Here is a 16930-nt window from a genome sequence, read left to right as displayed (position 1 = left end):
ACTGAAAGGCGAAAACGGTAGGTGAGGCTACCATAGGGATACGGATGACTACCGCAAAGCAGTGGAGACACTACTCGTTGGTCAACAGTCCTGATCGCGAAGGTCAAGACTAAGCTCATTACATCGCCCTATGGAGTTAAAGCTTGAACGAAAACAGATCATAAGTTTTTTAGTCCTGCCATTTTATGGTAGGATTTTCTGCTGTTTTAAAACAAAGAAAGGAGACAAACGATGCAAATTGACGATCATCCAGAACCGCACATACACACCCAATCGCTGATTTGTGTCGTTCTGTCCCTATAAAGTGATTGGTCTCTGTGTATGATACTCTTCGAAAATCAAATTCAAACCACGTCAACGTCGCCTTGCCGTATATGTGTTACTGACTTCGTCAGTTCTATCCACAACCTCAAAACGGTGTTTTGAGCAACCTGCGGCTAGTTTCCTAGTTTGCTCTTTGATTTTCATTGAGTATGAAATCACCATTCATACAGATAGGAGAAACCAATGAAAACTACAAAAGAAAGACTAGCAGTAGCTATTCAAACTCCATTAAAAGATAGTCTAGCTTTTTACCATACAAGTCTAAAAGGCTTAGACCAAGAACAAGTCGAAGAAAACCGTGACCTATATGGTGAAAATACCATTACCAAGGGTCAAGAGGATTCCATCTTTAAAAAGATTTACGAATCTATCATCAATCCTTTCACAATTATTTTGCTTGTGATTGCCTTTATTTCTCTCGTTACAAACGTCTGGCTTGCCAAACCTGGCCAAGAGGACCCTACGACCTCTATTATTATCGTTGTCTTGGTTTTGATTTCAGGAGGCATCCGTTTTGTCCAAGAGTTGCGGAGCGACAAGGCGACAACCAATCTTTCAAAAATGATTGTCAACACTGCAACTGTTATTCGCGATGGTCTTGAACAAGAGTTGCCAATCGATGAGTTGGTTGTGGGAGACCTCGTGAAATTGAGCGCTGGAGATATGATTCCAGCAGATGTCATCTTATTCGAATCGCGCGACTTTTTCGTTCAACAGTCAGGTTTGACTGGAGAAAGTGATGCAGTTGAAAAGCTAGCTTTAAATAAAGCCACTGGTCAAAATGTAGATAGCCTCTTAGAAGCAGAATCTTTGGCCTTTATGGGGACAAACGTTATTTCAGGAAGTGCTACAGCTATGGTTCTAGCGGTTGGTGATGACACCATGATGGGAGCTATTGAGCAAACTCTTAACACCTATGATGAGCCAACTTCTTTTGAACGTGAAATGAACAGCATTTCCTGGTTCTTGATCCGCTTGATGCTTGTCATGGTTCCGATTGTGTTTTTTGCAAATGGTTTAACCGATGGAGACTGGCTAGAGGCTGGAGTTTTTGCCTTGAGCGTCGGTGTCGGACTGACACCAGAAATGCTTCCAATGATTATCACAGCCAGCTTGGCCAAAGGTTCTATTATTATGGCCAAGGAAAAGGTGGTCATTAAAAAACTCAATGCTATCCAAGACTTAGGAGCAATCGATATCCTTTGTACGGATAAAACTGGAACTCTAACGCAAGATGAGATTGTCTTAGAATATCCCTTGGATATCCATGGTGATTTGGATATGGCGGTTTTAAGAAGGGCTTATCTAAATTCACATTTTCAAACAGGTTTGAAAAACTTGATGGACCGTGCCATCATCAGTAGAACTGAAAAAGAAGCCAAGGAACATGTTATCCTACAAAATCTAGACACCAGCTTCCAAAAAATCGACGAACTACCATTTGATTTTGAACGTAGACGCATGAGTGTTATCGTCAAAGATGATAGCAATGTTGTTAGTATGGTGACCAAAGGCGCCTTGGAAGAAATGTTGACCATTTCAACACATGTGGAATATCGTGGAGAAATAATCCCTATTACGGAAGGTATTCGCCAAGAAGTACTGGCAGAAGTTGGTCAATTAAACCGTCAAGGTTTACGTGTATTAGGTGTTGGTTACAAGTCAGGTCTACGTGAAGATTATGCCTATGCTGTGACTGATGAAAGTGACATGATCCTTACAGGTTACCTTGCCTTCTTGGATCCACCAAAACCATCTGCAGCACCCGCTATTCAAGCTTTGCTTGAGCATGGTGTCAGAACAAAGATTTTAACTGGGGATAATGAAAAAGTAACTCAAGCCATCTGTGAAAAGGTTGGTTTGGATGTTGAGCTGATGCTTTTGGGAGCTGATATCGACCAAATGACAGACCAAGAATTAGCAGAAGCGGTTGAAAGTGTAACAGTCTTTGCCAAATTGTCTCCTGACCAAAAAGCGCGTATCATTCTACAGTTAAAGAGAAATGGTCACGGTGTTGGTTATATGGGAGATGGTATTAATGATGCCCCATCTATGAAGGTGGCAGATGTTGGAATTTCCGTTGATACAGCAGTAGATATCGCAAAGGAAACAGCTGATGTTATTTTGCTGGATAAGGATCTCATGGTTCTTGAAACTGGTATCGTTGAGGGCCGCAAGGTCTACGCCAACATGACCAAATATATTAAGATGACAGTTAGTTCAAACTTTGGGAATATCTTCTCACTATTGGTTGCAAGTATTTTCTTGTCATTTTTACCAATGGCTCCTGTTCATCTCATTGTCCTAAACCTAGTCTACGATTTATCTTGTGTGGCACTGCCGTTTGATAATGTGGATCAAGACTTCCTAAAACAACCCCATACATGGGAAGCAAAATCCATTACGCGATTTATGGTTTGGATGGGGCCAATCTCATCTATCTTTGACATTTTGACCTTTATTTTCCTCTACTTTATTATTGTTCCTTTGGTGACAGGCTATCATTATGTTCATGGTTCTGAATCTGCCCTTCAGTTTATTATCTTATTCCAAACAGGATGGTTCATTGAATCTATGTGGTCTCAAACTATGGTTATCCATATGCTTCGTACGGCAAAAGTTCCTTTTGTACAAAGCAGACCAGCTTGGCTTGTAATCTTGACAACTTTGGTTGCCGCAATTTTCGTAACTAGTCTGCCTTATGGACCGTTAGTAAATATTCTTCGTTTAGCTCCATTAGGACTTCCTTATTTCTTGTTCCTAACCTGTATTATTTTCTTGTACATGTTTAGCGTTACAGTTATTAAGAAATGTTATATTAGGAAGTACAAAGAATGGTTATAGTTCGGTTTTTGTCAAGAAAAAAGATAGAAAACTGGGGAAAAAGTTAAATTTTTTTAAAAATAGGTCGCAAGTCGGATGTTTTTTATGGTATAATAGAATAAAATGATAGTAACATGTAGCGAAAGGGGTAGGTACATGATCAAAATATATACAGTCTCAAGTTGTACTAGCTGTAAAAAAGCTAAGACATGGCTCAATGCCCACCAGTTAAGTTATAAAGAACAAAACCTCGGTAAAGAGGGGATTTCTAGAGAAGAATTATTAGATATTCTAACAAAAACAGACAATGGAATTGCGAGCATTGTATCATCAAAGAATCGCTACGCTAAAGCTCTTGGAGTTGATATCGAAGATTTGAGTGTCAATGAAGTGCTTAATTTAATCATGGAAACACCACGCATCCTAAAAAGTCCAATTCTTGTTGACGAGAAACGTTTACAAGTTGGCTATAAAGAAGATGACATTCGTGCCTTCTTGCCACGCTCTGTCCGCAATGTAGAAAATGCAGAAGCACGTTTACGTGCAGCACTATAAAACATAAAGGCTGGGAGTGACTCCTAGCCTTATTTGATAGATAAATAAGGAAAAATAAATATGAAGAAGATAGTTATTGGTACAGTTGCGCTCCTATTTTTGCTAGCTGGCTGTGGACAGAAAAAAGAGTCTGCAGAACCTTCTAAAGATACAACGACAGAAGCTCTTCAAACAACTTTGCCTGTTCTAGAAAATGCCAATAACAATACAGTTGTAACCAAGACACTTGTTCTACCTGCTGACGAAAATGGGGTTCAACAAACCCAGACCATTACCTATAAGGGCAAACAGTTCTTGACCTTAACGATTCAGCAAAAACGACAAGTTTCAGAAGACCTCAAGAACTTTATTGCAGAGCATGGATTAGAGGAAGCAAAAAAGGCCTTGAAAGAAGGAGAAGACAAGGATGAGACGGTCCAAGAAGCACGTAAAATTCCTGGATTTAACCTTGAAACCAATCTTTTAAGTGAAACCGAGATTGAAACAAAAACAAGTTATGATTTTCAAGTTCTAGACGTTAAAAAGGCAAGCGAAAGCGAATATTTAAAAAATGTGGGATTAGAAAATCTACTAAAAAACGAACCAGAAGAATATATCGCAAGTCGAGTTGCAAGTGGTGCGACTGTCCAGTAAGGAAGTCGCAGAAAATCAGGAAAAATCAGGCTGTGTCATTTGTAGAACAGCTGTGAATGTGCTATAATAGTACTATTCTAAGGAAAGAGGGTGTTAGAATGGGATTTACTGAAGAAACCGTACGTTTTAAATTGGACGATTCCAATAAAAAAGAGATCAGTGAGACATTGACAGAAGTTTATGCTTCATTGAATGAGAAGGGGTATAACCCTATTAACCAAATTGTGGGCTATGTTCTCAGTGGAGACCCAGCTTACGTTCCTCGTTACAATAACGCAAGAAATCAAATCCGTAAATACGAACGCGATGAGATTGTTGAAGAATTGGTCCGCTACTACCTTAAGGGACAAGGAGTCGATCTATAACCAATGAGAATTATGGGGTTGGACGTTGGTTCCAAAACAGTAGGTGTAGCAATTAGCGATCCGTTAGGGTTTACAGCACAAGGACTCGAAATCATCCAAATCAATGAAGATCAAGGAGAATTCGGCTTTGAACGACTCAAGGAATTGGTTGACACCTATAAGGTGGAGCGCTTTGTTGTTGGTTTACCTAAAAATATGAACAATACCAGTGGACCTCGGGTGGAAGCGAGTCAAGCGTATGGAGCAAAACTGGAAGAACTCTTTGGTTTGCCAGTGGAGTACCAGGATGAGCGCCTAACCACGGTTGCTGCTGAGCGCATGTTGATTGAGCAAGCAGATGTTAGTCGCAATAAGCGTAAAAAAGTTATTGATAAATTAGCAGCTCAGTTAATTTTACAAAATTATTTAGATAGAAAATTTTAAGACAGAGGAGATAATATGTCACACAATCACAACCACGATCACGAAGAACGTGAATTAATTACACTTGTAGATGAGCAGGGAAATGAAACCTTGTTTGAAATTCTTTTAACAATTGATGGCAAAGAAGAGTTTGGTAAAAACTATGTTCTTCTAGTACCAGTTAATGCAGAAGAAGACGAAGATGGACAAGTGGAAATCCAAGCATACTCATTCACTGAAAATGAAGATGGGACAGAAGGCGAATTGCAACCAATCCCAGAAGATTCAGAAGATGAATGGAACATGATTGAAGAAGTCTTCAACAGCTTTATGGAGGAGTAAAAATGTTCAGTGAACATTTTTACCCTTGCGATAGAAATGAAGACCGCAAGTCAGTCCAGTGGACGTTTTTAGCCTGACGCTAAAAATAAAAACCGTCAGTAAGTTCGGGGGACGTTTTTAGTTTATATTGAAATAAAATATAGCTAGGGATTAGCTAATTAGGTAAGAGGTTGGGATAAAAATCCCGGCCTCGTTTTTTATTAGCCATCAAATTTTGACGCGATAGTTGATTGGACTTTTTGGTGAAAAATTTCATTTTTTCTATCCGCAACCTTCAACAATCAAATGAATTGTTGAAGCCTCGCGAGACTGGGACTACGAAACCGAGACTTCGTCAATTGATTTCTGTCCTACCGCCTTTTTTATTAAGGAGACAAGCATGTTTGAAGTAGAAAAATGGCTTCATAGTCGGATTGGATTGAACTTTAGATCTGGTTTGGGACGGATACAAGAAGCTGTAAATTTACTAGGAAATCCTGAACAATCTTATCCTATAATCCATGTCACAGGGACTAATGGCAAGGGTTCTACTATTGCTTTTATGAGAGAGTTGTTTATTTCTCATGACAAGAAAGTAGGGACCTTTACTTCGCCCCACATTGTCAGCATCCATGACCGCATCTGCATCAATGGTCAACCAATTGCTGATAAAGATTTTATCCGCTTGGTTGACCAAATCAAAGTCATGGAAAAAACTCTGTTGCAAACTCATGACCAACTGTCCTTCTTTGAGTTGTTAACTCTAATTGCCTTACTTCATTTTAAAGAGCAGGAAGTGGATCTGGTTTTGCTGGAAGTCGGGATTGGGGGACTGTTAGACACAACCAACGTGGTAACTGGAGAGATTGCAGTCATCACATCAATCGGCCTTGATCATCAGGAGACCTTGGGAGATAGTTTAGCAGCAATTGCTGAGCAGAAAGCAGGAATTTTTAAGTCAGACAAATCAGCTGTAATTGCCAAGATGGCTCCTGAAGCTCAGGTAGTTTGTCAAAAAATTGCTGGAGATTTAGGTGTCGCTCTCTATCAAGCTAACAAAGATTTTTCTTTCCGAAATGGGAACTTCTATTCTTCTCTAGCTAACTTTAACCACCTAATATTGGGATTAGAGGGAGCCTATCAGGAGGAAAATACAGCTCTTGCCTTGCAAGCTTTTCTTCTATTTATGAAAGCTAGACAAGAACTTGTTCGGGAAGAAGCGGTTCGACATGCCTTACAAGCGACCAAATGGGCTGGAAGGCTAGAAGCTGTCACTGAGCACATTTATCTAGATGGGGCTCACAATATACCAGCTCTAGAGCGTTTGGTTGAGTTTATCCAAGAAAAAATCCAGCAAGGGTATCAGCCTCACATCCTATTTGGTGCCCTAAAGCGAAAAGATTACAGTGGAATGCTTACTTATTTAACAGAGCATTTACCTGATGTAGCTCTCTATGTTACTAGTTTTGACTATCAGGGTTCCTTGGAAGAGCAAGACTTTGGAGATTATACAAGCATTGCTTCTTATCGAGATTTTATAGATAATTTTGAGAGTTCTGCAGGGGAGCAAGACTTGCTATTTGTGACAGGATCTCTCTATTTTATATCTGAGGTTCGCGCTTGTCTTATGAAACAAAAGTCATTTGATTGACCCTCCTATCTTTATTTGTTATAGTAAAGATGTGGTAGCTCAGCAGGGTTATTCTGATTTTAAGCCACTAAAAGAAAGGAGACATGATGTCACTAAAAAAATTCACACTTTCTCTTGCTTCTTTGGCAAGTCTTAGTCTCTTAGTTGCATGTTCACCAAAAGAGCAGGCAGCTCCTTCAACTCAAGCAAGCACCAGTACGGAAGTAACAACTGGTCAGCAAGCGGAAACGACTATTTCTAGTTCGACGGCTAGTTCAGTAACTAACATTGATGGAACCTATAAAGGGCAAGATGAGGGAGACAGCATTACTCTCGTTGTTACTGGTAATACTGGAACATGGACGGAAGTAGAGCCTGATGGTGATCAGGAAATTAAGAAGGTAACTTTCGAACCAGAAAACCAGAGAGTCTTTATTGGAGATGATATCAAGGTTTATGTAGCTGATGGCAATCAAATGATCATTGATGATATGGATCGCGAAATTTCTGATCGTATCGTTCTAAAAAAATAGACATCTTTTGTAAGGATTTGAATCTCGTTAACACGGATTCGGGTCCTTTTTTCTTTAATCGATTTTTGGCATAAAAAATCCATACGATTAAGGTAGCTATTTTCTACCAAAAAAGTATGGAGGGATAGTTTTTATTAAAGGAACTGCTCTTGTAAAAAGTGAGCGACTCCGTCTTCTTCATTGGTTAGTGGTAATTGCTCGTCTGCGAAAGAAAGTAGAGCGGGATTAGCATTTTTCATGGCATATCCTCTACCTGCAAAGGAGAGCATTTCTTGGTCATTGTGTTCGTCACCAAAGGCAATCAGGTTCTGTCTGTCTATATTCATGACATTGAGGAGGTATTCAAGGGCAAAGGCCTTGTGAACCCCTTTGGTAGTACATTCAAGAATGTTCAAGGGACCGCCCCAAGTATTGATATTAAGCTGATGCTTGTAAAAGCTAGTCATCTCTTCTGCTAGTGCATATTTATCGTCTGCCCTAGTTTGTAATAAAATACAGTTAGGCCCCTTAGTCACTAAGTCAGACTTGAATTGATTTTCAGGGCGAAAATTTTCAACACCAAACAATTTAGGATCTGCAATTTCCTTGTCTGGTGCTGTAATGTAAAACTTTTTACGGTATTCACCTGCGATAAAGTCTGCCTCGATATCCTCTTTTCGTTTTACGATATCCAAGAGATATTTTTTGTCCACAGTAAGACATTTTTCATGTTTCCAAGCCCTACCAGGTAGGTGAGTGAGCGAACCGTTGAAGTTAATCATAGGAGTCTCAAGTTCAAGTTGGTCATAAAAATCTTTGGCCATACGATATGGGCGACCGGTTGCGATAACCACATGGTGGCCTTTCTTAGAAATTTTTTTAATGGTTTCTTTTGTAAAGTCAGAGAGTTTGCTTTCTCCATTAAGTAAGGTACCGTCTAAGTCCACGGCAATCATTTTTTTAGTCATAAAATCCTCCCGAATTTAGTTTCAGATAAGATGTTTCCTATTATATCAAAAAGCTTAAAGAAAAGCTGACTATAAGCAAAAATAAGAAGAATTATATCCTCTAAGAATTTTTAAAAATAAGAAAAATAGCTTGAAAATGTGAATGATTAATGATATAATAGACATATTGTTCGTAAAATGACAAAGGAGATTAAAAATGGACAAATTATTTAAACTAAAAGAGCACGGGACAGATGTTCGTACAGAGGTGCTTGCTGGTTTAACAACTTTCTTTGCAATGAGTTATATTCTCTTTGTAAACCCTCAAATGCTTTCGCAAACAGGAATGCCTGTTCAGGGTGTATTCTTGGCAACAATCATCGGTTCTGTAGTAGGAACTTTGATGATGGCTTTCTATGCTAACTTGCCATACGCACAAGCTCCAGGTATGGGACTTAATGCTTTCTTTACATTTACGGTTGTATTCGGAATGGGCTATACTTGGAAAGAAGCTCTTGGTATGGTTTTCATCTGTGGGATTATTTCACTGATTATCACATTAACCAATGTTCGTAAAATGATCATTGAGTCTATTCCTGCAACTCTTCGTTCAGCGATTTCAGCTGGTATTGGTGTTTTCCTTGCCTATGTTGGTATTAAGAATGCTGGTCTCTTGAAATTCTCAATTGACCCAGGGACTTATACTGTAGCAGGTGAAGGAGCAGATAAGGCTCAAGCAGCGATTACTGCAAATGCAGCAGCTGTTCCAGGATTGGTAGATTTCAATACTCCAGCAGTATTGGTAGCTATTGCAGGTCTTGCCATTACAATCTTCTTTGTTGTCAAAGGTATTAAAGGTGGGATCATCCTTTCTATCTTAACAACGACAGTCCTTGCTATTGCGGTTGGTCTTGTTAATCTGTCAGGAATTGATTTTGCTAGCAACAATCTTTCAGCAGCAGTTAACGACCTAGGAACTTTATTTGGTGCAGCCCTTGGTTCAGAAGGTTTGGGTTCTCTGATTTCAAATACTTCGCGTTTACCTGAAACCTTGATGGCCATTCTTGCCTTCTCATTGACTGATATTTTTGATACAATTGGTACTCTTATCGGTACAGGTGAAAAAGTTGGGATCATCGCATCAAGTGGTGAGAACAATGAATCAGCTAAATTGGATAAGGCTCTATATTCTGACTTGGTGGCGACATCAGTTGGTGCCATTGCAGGTACTTCAAACGTTACAACTTATATTGAGTCAGCAGCAGGGATCGGTGCTGGTGGACGTACAGGTTTGACAGCTTTAGTTGTTGCTATCTGTTTTGCTCTATCAAGCTTCTTTAGCCCACTTCTTGCCATTGTGCCTTCAGCTGCGACAGCACCAATTTTGATTATCGTCGGAATTATGATGCTCTCTAACTTGAAAAACATTCCTTGGGATGATATGTCAGAAGCTATTCCAGCCTTCTTCACATCTATCTTTATGGGATTCAGCTACTCAATCACTCAGGGGATTGCCGTTGGTTTCCTAACTTACACTTTAGCGAAGATTGTTAAAGGTCAAGTTAAGGAAGTGCATGTCATGATTTGGATTTTAGACGCTCTGTTCATCTTGAACTACATTAGCATGGCTCTAAACTAAAGACAAAAACTTTAAAAAAGAAGGAGGAAACTCCTCTTTTTTTATTACTAGAAATGTCGCAAAAGAAAACTTTTTGGTATAATAATAACATGCACACAAAAAATGAAGATGAACTAATCGCTCTTGGACAAGAGTTGGGTGGTCTACTTGAAAAAAATGATGTATTGATTTTAACTGGTGAATTAGGTGCTGGAAAAACCACATTAACAAAAGGTCTAGCTAAAGGACTAGGGATTCATCAAATGATCAAAAGTCCTACTTATACCATTGTTCGAGAATATGAAGGACGCCTACCCTTATATCACTTGGATGTTTACCGCATCGAAGGAGATGCTGATTCAATCGACCTTGATGAATTTCTTTTTGGTTCAGGTGTGACGGTTATTGAGTGGGGACACCTATTAGGCGAGGCTCTCCCATCAGACTATCTGGAATTAGAAGTTCTTAAAGATGGTGAGGGGCGCGAAATTGTCTTTCATGCCCACGGTCAACGAGCAGCAGAACTCTTGCAGAGGTTGACAGATGGAATATGATTTATTAATTCGTGAAGCAGAAGTTGAAGATGCTACAGAACTTATTGCACTTTTGGATCAGATTGGTCATGAATCTAGTTTTACCAGTCTGGATGAAAATGGAATTGCAATGAGTGAATCTGAGATGCAGCGTTTTATTAACAAGCAGGCCCAGTCGGATAATCAGATTACTTTACTAGCTTATTTGAATGAAGAATTGGCAGGAGTGATCAATATAACGGCTGATCAACGTCCGCGAGTTCGGCATATTGGGGATATCTTTTTGGGTATTAAAAAAGCCTATTGGGGAAATGGTCTCGGTAGTATCTTGATGGAAGAAGCTATTGAGTGGGCCCAATCGAGTGGAAGTATTCGACGCTTACAATTGACAGTTCAAAAACGAAATCTGGCAGCTGTTCATCTATATAAAAAGCTTGGCTTCATCATTGAAGGCCAACAGGAACGCGGCGCTTGTATAGAAGGAGGAGAGTTTCTTGATGTTTACCTGATGGGTCGACTGATAGACGAATAAATATATGGTAAAAAAAATAATCGGAATGTTTTTAGGCTTTGTTCTTGTGACAGTGCTTGGTGTGGGAGCTTATGCCTATACTATCTACCAACAAAGTACACAGACTTTAGCCAAAACTTATAAACAAATCGGAGAAGAAACCAAGGTTATCGAGGCAACTGAACCATTGACAATCCTTCTTATGGGGGTAGATACGGGGAATGTTGAACGTACAGACCCATGGGCAGGAAATAGTGATTCAATGATCTTGGTAACAGTGAATCCTAAAACCAAGAAAGTCGTTATGATGAGTTTGGAACGTGATATTCTGACACAAATCCAACAAACAGATGGTAGTGTTAGAGAAGCTAAACTCAACGCTGCCTATGCTGATGGTGGAGCTGAACTAGCTATCTCGACGATTCAGGATATGATGAATATCCACATTGACCGCTATGTTATGGTAAATATGCACGGTCTTCAAAGAATGGTTGATGCTGTCGGAGGTATCACAGTAAACAACACTCTAGGTTTTCCAATCTCTATCCAAGACCAGGAACCATTTAACACGATTTCTATCGGTGTTGGGGAACAAACCCTAAATGGTGACGAGGCGCTAGTATACTCACGCATGCGCTATCAGGATCCAGAGGGAGACTACGGTCGTCAGAAACGTCAGCGCGAAGTCATCCAAAAGATTGTTGAAAAAATTCTTAGTTTGAATAGTGTCAGCCACTATCAAGAAATTTTGAAGGCTCTTAGCGATAACATGCAGACAAATATCGAGATTACGACAACAACGATTCCTCAGTTGATGGGCTACCAAGATTCCTTTAAGAATATTGAGTCTCAGCAATTGCGTGGAGAGGATGCAATGATTGATGGGACATCATACCAAATCGTGACATCTGAGCATATGTTAGAGATGCAAAATCTTTTACGTCGTTCATTGGATAAGCCAGAAGTTACCGAATTGGAGACAAATGTAGTCTTGTATGAAAATATTTATGGGCGTTTACCACAAACAACTGGTTCTGTTGCAGATCAAGAACAACAAGGCCAACAAGTACAACAAGAACAATAAGAAATGAATACTAAAATCGTAGGAATTTTCCTGCGATTTTTTCAAAGAAATCCGAATAGATAGGTAGGAGGAAAAAATGAAAGCGGAAATCATAGCTGTTGGAACAGAGATTCTAACAGGTCAAATTGTCAATACCAATGCACAGTTTTTATCTGAAAAGTTGGCTGAAATCGGTGTTGATGTCTACTTCCAAACGGCTGTAGGAGATAATGAGGCTCGTCTGTTATCTTTGTTGGAGATTGCTAAGAATCGTAGCAATCTGGTTATCCTAACAGGAGGACTGGGACCGACAGAGGATGACTTGACCAAACAAACCTTGGCACAATTTCTAGGGCGTGATTTAACTTTTGATGCTCAAGCGCAGGCTAAATTAGATAATTTCTTTGCCCATCGCCCAGACTATGCCCGAACTCCAAATAATGAACGCCAAGCTCAAATCGTTGAGGGTTCAATCCCGCTACCTAATGAAACAGGACTAGCAGTCGGAGGCATGATTGAGGTGGCTGGCGTGACCTATGTCGTCCTACCAGGGCCACCAAGCGAACTAAAACCCATGGTTTTAAATGAACTGTTGCCAAGATTGACAACTGGAGCTAAGTTGTACTCACGTGTGATGCGTTTCTTTGGCATTGGCGAGAGCCAGCTAGTAACGATTCTGTCGGATTTGATTGAAGAGCAGACAGATCCAACCTTGGCACCTTATGCAAAAATAGGAGAAGTGACTCTGCGCTTATCTACCAAGGCTACTAGTCAAGAAGAAGCAAGAAAATCTTTGGATCGTCTTGAGGTTCAAATTCTTGCACGCCAGACTTTTGAAGGTGTTGCTTTAAAGGATATTTGCTATGGTTATGGTGAGGAAGCGAGTCTAGCTAGTGTAGTTGTTGAGGAGTTGAAAAAGCAGCATAAAACCATAACGGCTGCGGAAAGTTTGACAGCAGGGCTTTTTCAAGCAACTTTGGCAGACTTTTCGGGAGTGTCAGCTATCTTTAAAGGTGGTTTTGTCACTTATAGTCTGGAAGAAAAGGCTAAGATGTTAGATATTCCACAAGTAGAGTTGGAAAAACATGGAGTTGTTTCAGCCTTTACGGCGGAAAAAATGGCAGATCAGGCACGGTTTAAAACTCAATCAGACATTGGGGTTAGCTTGACAGGAGTGGCTGGTCCGGATAGTCTAGAAGGCCATCCTGCTGGTACAGTTTTTATCGGTTTGTCTCAAGCATCAGGCACAGAAGTTGTTCAGGTCAATATAGCTGGAAGAAGCCGAGCAGACGTTCGTAAAATTGCAGTCATGCATGCTTTTAACTTAGTTCGCAAAGCTTTATTAAGTGACTGACTTTTGATATAATAGAAGAAGGTTCTTAGAATCATTAAAATATAGGAGAACAAAATGGCGAAAAAACCAACAAAAAAATTAGATGAAATTGGGAAAAAATTTGGAGCTGATCGTGAAAAAGCTTTGAATGATGCCCTTAAATTGATTGAAAAAGACTTCGGTAAGGGTTCAATCATGCGCTTGGGTGAGCGAGCAGAACAAAAAGTGCAAGTGATGAGTTCAGGCTCTTTGGCACTTGATATTGCACTCGGTTCAGGTGGTTATCCAAAGGGGCGTATCATCGAAATCTACGGTCCAGAGTCATCAGGTAAGACAACAGTAGCCCTTCACGCTGTAGCGCAAGCACAAAAAGAAGGTGGAATTGCAGCCTTTATCGATGCGGAACACGCTCTTGATCCAGCCTATGCAGCAGCTCTTGGGGTTAACATTGACGAATTGCTCTTGTCACAACCAGACTCAGGTGAGCAAGGTCTTGAAATTGCTGGGAAATTGATCGATTCAGGTGCGGTTGACCTTGTGGTTATTGACTCAGTTGCAGCTCTTGTACCTCGTGCGGAAATCGATGGAGATATCGGAGATAGCCACGTTGGTCTTCAAGCTCGTATGATGAGCCAAGCTATGCGTAAACTCGGTGCTTCTATCAACAAGACAAAGACAATTGCTATCTTCATCAACCAGTTGCGTGAAAAAGTAGGGGTTATGTTTGGTAATCCAGAAACAACTCCTGGTGGACGCGCCCTTAAATTCTATGCTTCAGTTCGTTTAGACGTTCGTGGAAGTACACAAATCAAGGGAACTGGTGATCAAAAAGATACGAACGTTGGTAAAGAAACTAAGATTAAAGTTGTGAAAAACAAGGTGGCTCCACCGTTCAAAGAAGCTCTTGTTGAAATCATGTATGGTGAAGGGATTTCTAGAACTGGTGAACTCTTGAAGATTGCTAGTGATTTGGATATTATCCAAAAAGCAGGTGCTTGGTACTCATACAAGGGTGAAAAAATCGGACAAGGTTCTGAGAATGCTAAGAAATACTTAGCAGATCACCCAGAAATCTTTGATGAAATTGACCACCAAGTTCGTGTTCAATATGGTTTAATTGAAGAGGAAGAAGGTTCTAAAGCAAGTGCAGCAGCTGATGCAGATTCTAACCAAGAAGTCACACTTGATTTGGGCGACGCTCTTGAAATCGAAATCGAAGAATAAAAAGAAAAGTAGCAGTAAAACTGCTACTTTTGTTTCATGATGACTAGTGGTCACTAAAGCGTCGGTATTCGATACGAAAGTCGAAGTAGTTCTCTTCTTGCAATTTTTGAAAGATGTTCCGATAGGCCTCTTCATCAAAGTAGTTGCCACGATAGAGAATTTCGAAACTCATTCCCTCGTATTCCAAGAATGCGTTGGCAGTTTTAAAGCCATTTTGTAAGTAAAAGTCCATGCGGGATTTTCTTTGTTCGAGATTGTCACAGTCTTCGTCTAATCGCTCCACTTCAAGAATCATAGTACGCTGGTAAAAATCAATGAGTTTTTCAATGATTTCTCTCCCGTATCCATGACTGCGGAGATGGGGCATAATGGCAAAGAAGCTAATGTAGAAAGCTTTTTGATTAGAAATGGCAAAAGCGAAGCCGACAAATTCTTCTTCGTTATAAAAGGCGAAAAAGTGGGCGTCATCTCTATCCTGGTAACTTAAAAATTCCTCCAAAGAGACGCGTTCTTCTTCAGGGAAGGCCTCCTTGTTTAATTGTTCCACTTTTTCAAGGTCTGGGAATACATCTGTAATTAACTGACTTGTTAAGCTCATACATACCCTCCTTTTCTGTCACGATTATACCAGATTGTTTACATATAGGCAACGTTTTCTCAAGGAAACTCCCTTGTTCCTCAACTTGAAAGCTGATATAATAGCCTTATGAATAAGAAATCAACGGTGGACTTGATTCATGGTCCCATTCTTCCTTCACTGATTAGTTTTGCATTACCGATTTTACTGTCCAATATCTTTCAGCAACTATACAATACAGCTGATATTTTGATTGTTGGGCGTTTTTTAGGACAAAATTCCTTGGCGGCAGTCGGAGCTACGACAGCTATTTTTGATTTGATTATTGGCTTTGCTCTCGGAGTCGGAAATGGGATGGGAGTCGTTATTGCTCGGCTTTATGGTGCTCGTAATTTCACAAAGATTAAAGAGGCTGTCGCAGCGACTTGGATTTTAGGTGCAATCCTGAGTGGTCTTGTGATGCTGATGGGATTCTTCGGTCTTTATCCGCTCTTACAATATCTCGAAACACCTGCAGAAATTCTCCCCCAATCTTATGAATACATCTCTATGATTGTCAGCTGTGTGGGAGTTAGCTTTGCTTACAATCTCTTTGCAGGATTGCTACGATCAATTGGTGACAGCCTTGCGGCGCTTGCCTTTCTTATCTTTTCAGCCATTGTTAACGTCATTTTAGATTTGTATTTTATTACACAACTGCAATTGGGGGTTCAGTCTGCAGGTCTTGCAACTATCATCTCGCAAGGTTTGTCCGCTATTCTCTGTTATTTCTATATCCGAAAGAGTGTTCCAGAGCTTCTTCCAAGCTTGAAGCACTTCAAATGGAATAAGGATCTCTATGTCGATCTCTTGGAGCAGGGGCTAGCCATGGGGCTGATGGGTTCAATCGTCTCTGTCGGAAGTGTCATCTTGCAATCCTCTGTTAATGGCTTTGGAGCAGTTATTATCAGTGCCCAAACGGCAGCACGTAGAATCATGGCCTTTGCCCTATTGCCAATGACGGCAATTTCAGCTTCTATGACAACTTTTATCTCTCAAAACTTTGGGGCAAAACGTCCAGATCGTATCGTCCAAGGTCTTCGTGTAGGGAGCTATTTGAGTATGGCTTGGGCAACCTTTGCTTGTGTGTTCCTATTTTTTGCAAGTCCTAGCCTAGTTTCTTTCTTAGCGAGTTCAACAGATGGTTACTTGATTGAAAATGGAACCTTGTACCTACGTATTAGTTCTGTTTTCTATCCGTTTTTGAGTCTTTTATTGATTTATAGAAATAGTTTGCAGGGACTCGGTCAAAAACTCTTACCCCTCATCTCTAGTTTTATCGAATTTATCGGGAAAATTGTTTTCGTCGCTTGGATTATTCCATGGGCAGGTTATACAGGTGTGATTCTATGTGAACCGCTACTTTGGCTTGTTATGACTGCACAGCTTTATATCTCACTCTCTCAGCACCCTTGGATAAAAGAAGGCAAGAAAATCTTGGCTGTCGGCGGACGATCCTAGCTTCATTTATAAAAGAAAAATCCATTTCCTCTAGTGAAAATCGACTAGACTTGTGTTAT

17 protein-coding genes and 1 riboswitch are annotated in these 16930 nt (G+C 40.2%); of the genes, 15 read left to right on the top strand and 2 right to left on the bottom strand.

Annotated elements, in window-relative coordinates; translation table 11 throughout:
• Positions 1–9: 9 nt before the first annotated feature.
• Positions 10–163: riboswitch (M-box (ykoK) riboswitch) on the top strand.
• Between the two features lie 344 nt (positions 164–507).
• From mgtA to QM859_RS07250, 8 genes are all read left to right on the top strand, one after another.
• Positions 508–3168 carry a magnesium-translocating P-type ATPase gene (gene mgtA, locus QM859_RS07285; RefSeq protein WP_414262611.1) on the top strand — a complete coding sequence of 887 codons (2661 nt, stop codon included), beginning with the start codon at positions 508–510 and terminating at the stop codon, positions 3166–3168.
• A gap of 135 nt (positions 3169–3303) precedes the next feature.
• Positions 3304–3702, top strand: coding sequence for a transcriptional regulator Spx (gene spx, locus QM859_RS07280; RefSeq protein WP_000591164.1), 399 nt, complete (start codon positions 3304–3306; stop codon positions 3700–3702).
• Between the two features lie 60 nt (positions 3703–3762).
• Complete coding sequence (locus QM859_RS07275; protein WP_414262609.1) at positions 3763–4335, top strand: SP0191 family lipoprotein; 573 nt, start codon at positions 3763–3765, stop codon at positions 4333–4335.
• 98 nt (positions 4336–4433) lie between these two features.
• The gene (locus QM859_RS07270) at positions 4434–4700 is read left to right on the top strand and encodes an IreB family regulatory phosphoprotein (RefSeq protein WP_004250500.1); all 267 of its coding nucleotides are present in this window, start codon (positions 4434–4436) and stop codon (positions 4698–4700) included.
• 3 nt (positions 4701–4703) lie between these two features.
• The gene (gene ruvX, locus QM859_RS07265; protein ID WP_070678388.1) at positions 4704–5123 is read left to right on the top strand and encodes a Holliday junction resolvase RuvX; all 420 of its coding nucleotides are present in this window, start codon (positions 4704–4706) and stop codon (positions 5121–5123) included.
• A 15-nt stretch (positions 5124–5138) separates the two neighbouring features.
• On the top strand, positions 5139–5444 hold the full coding sequence (locus QM859_RS07260; protein WP_414262608.1) for a DUF1292 domain-containing protein: 306 nt from the start codon (positions 5139–5141) through the stop codon (positions 5442–5444).
• Between the two features lie 379 nt (positions 5445–5823).
• The gene (locus QM859_RS07255; RefSeq protein ID WP_414262606.1) at positions 5824–7074 is read left to right on the top strand and encodes a bifunctional folylpolyglutamate synthase/dihydrofolate synthase; all 1251 of its coding nucleotides are present in this window, start codon (positions 5824–5826) and stop codon (positions 7072–7074) included.
• A gap of 86 nt (positions 7075–7160) precedes the next feature.
• On the top strand, positions 7161–7586 hold the full coding sequence (locus QM859_RS07250; protein ID WP_414262605.1) for an SP_0198 family lipoprotein: 426 nt from the start codon (positions 7161–7163) through the stop codon (positions 7584–7586).
• A gap of 134 nt (positions 7587–7720) precedes the next feature.
• On the opposite strand, the gene QM859_RS07245 is transcribed toward QM859_RS07250, so the two are convergent.
• Positions 7721–8533, bottom strand: a complete 813-nt coding sequence (locus tag QM859_RS07245; RefSeq protein WP_414262604.1) for a Cof-type HAD-IIB family hydrolase — start codon at positions 8531–8533, stop codon at positions 7721–7723.
• Positions 8534–8729: 196 nt separating this feature from the next.
• On the opposite strand from QM859_RS07245, the gene QM859_RS07240 reads away from it, so the two are divergent.
• The 6 genes from QM859_RS07240 to recA all read left to right on the top strand — a co-directional run bounded on the left by QM859_RS07240 (position 8730) and on the right by recA (position 14794).
• The gene (locus QM859_RS07240; RefSeq protein ID WP_036758137.1) at positions 8730–10151 is read left to right on the top strand and encodes an NCS2 family permease; all 1422 of its coding nucleotides are present in this window, start codon (positions 8730–8732) and stop codon (positions 10149–10151) included.
• An 89-nt stretch (positions 10152–10240) separates the two neighbouring features.
• Positions 10241–10684: a tRNA (adenosine(37)-N6)-threonylcarbamoyltransferase complex ATPase subunit type 1 TsaE gene (gene tsaE, locus QM859_RS07235; RefSeq protein WP_414262603.1), complete on the top strand. Its 444-nt coding sequence runs from the start codon at positions 10241–10243 to the stop codon at positions 10682–10684.
• Positions 10674–11195 (top strand): GNAT family N-acetyltransferase, encoded by a 522-nt coding sequence (locus QM859_RS07230; protein WP_074324467.1) that lies wholly within the window; start codon positions 10674–10676, stop codon positions 11193–11195. The genes tsaE and QM859_RS07230 overlap by 11 nt, the downstream gene beginning before the upstream one ends.
• Before the next feature lie 4 nt (positions 11196–11199).
• Positions 11200–12258, top strand: a complete 1059-nt coding sequence (lytR, locus tag QM859_RS07225) for a glycopolymer--peptidoglycan transferase LytR (RefSeq protein ID WP_414262602.1) — start codon at positions 11200–11202, stop codon at positions 12256–12258.
• A gap of 76 nt (positions 12259–12334) precedes the next feature.
• The gene (locus tag QM859_RS07220) at positions 12335–13591 is read left to right on the top strand and encodes a competence/damage-inducible protein A (RefSeq protein WP_414262601.1); all 1257 of its coding nucleotides are present in this window, start codon (positions 12335–12337) and stop codon (positions 13589–13591) included.
• A gap of 54 nt (positions 13592–13645) precedes the next feature.
• Positions 13646–14794, top strand: a complete 1149-nt coding sequence (gene recA / locus QM859_RS07215) for a recombinase RecA (RefSeq protein WP_006149228.1) — start codon at positions 13646–13648, stop codon at positions 14792–14794.
• Between the two features lie 43 nt (positions 14795–14837).
• On the opposite strand, the gene QM859_RS07210 is transcribed toward recA, so the two are convergent.
• On the bottom strand, positions 14838–15392 hold the full coding sequence (locus tag QM859_RS07210; protein WP_414262600.1) for a GNAT family N-acetyltransferase: 555 nt from the start codon (positions 15390–15392) through the stop codon (positions 14838–14840).
• Positions 15393–15500: 108 nt separating this feature from the next.
• Here QM859_RS07210 and QM859_RS07205 point away from each other — a divergent pair, with 108 nt between their 5' ends.
• Positions 15501–16871, top strand: a complete 1371-nt coding sequence (locus QM859_RS07205; RefSeq protein WP_414262598.1) for an MATE family efflux transporter — start codon at positions 15501–15503, stop codon at positions 16869–16871.
• Positions 16872–16930: the final 59 nt, after the last annotated feature.

This window comes from Streptococcus infantis (assembly GCF_047463175.1).
GTDB lineage: Bacteria > Bacillota > Bacilli > Lactobacillales > Streptococcaceae > Streptococcus > Streptococcus infantis_AC.
Note: the sequence above shows the minus strand (reverse complement) of the source record. Positions and strands in the feature narration are given on the sequence as shown.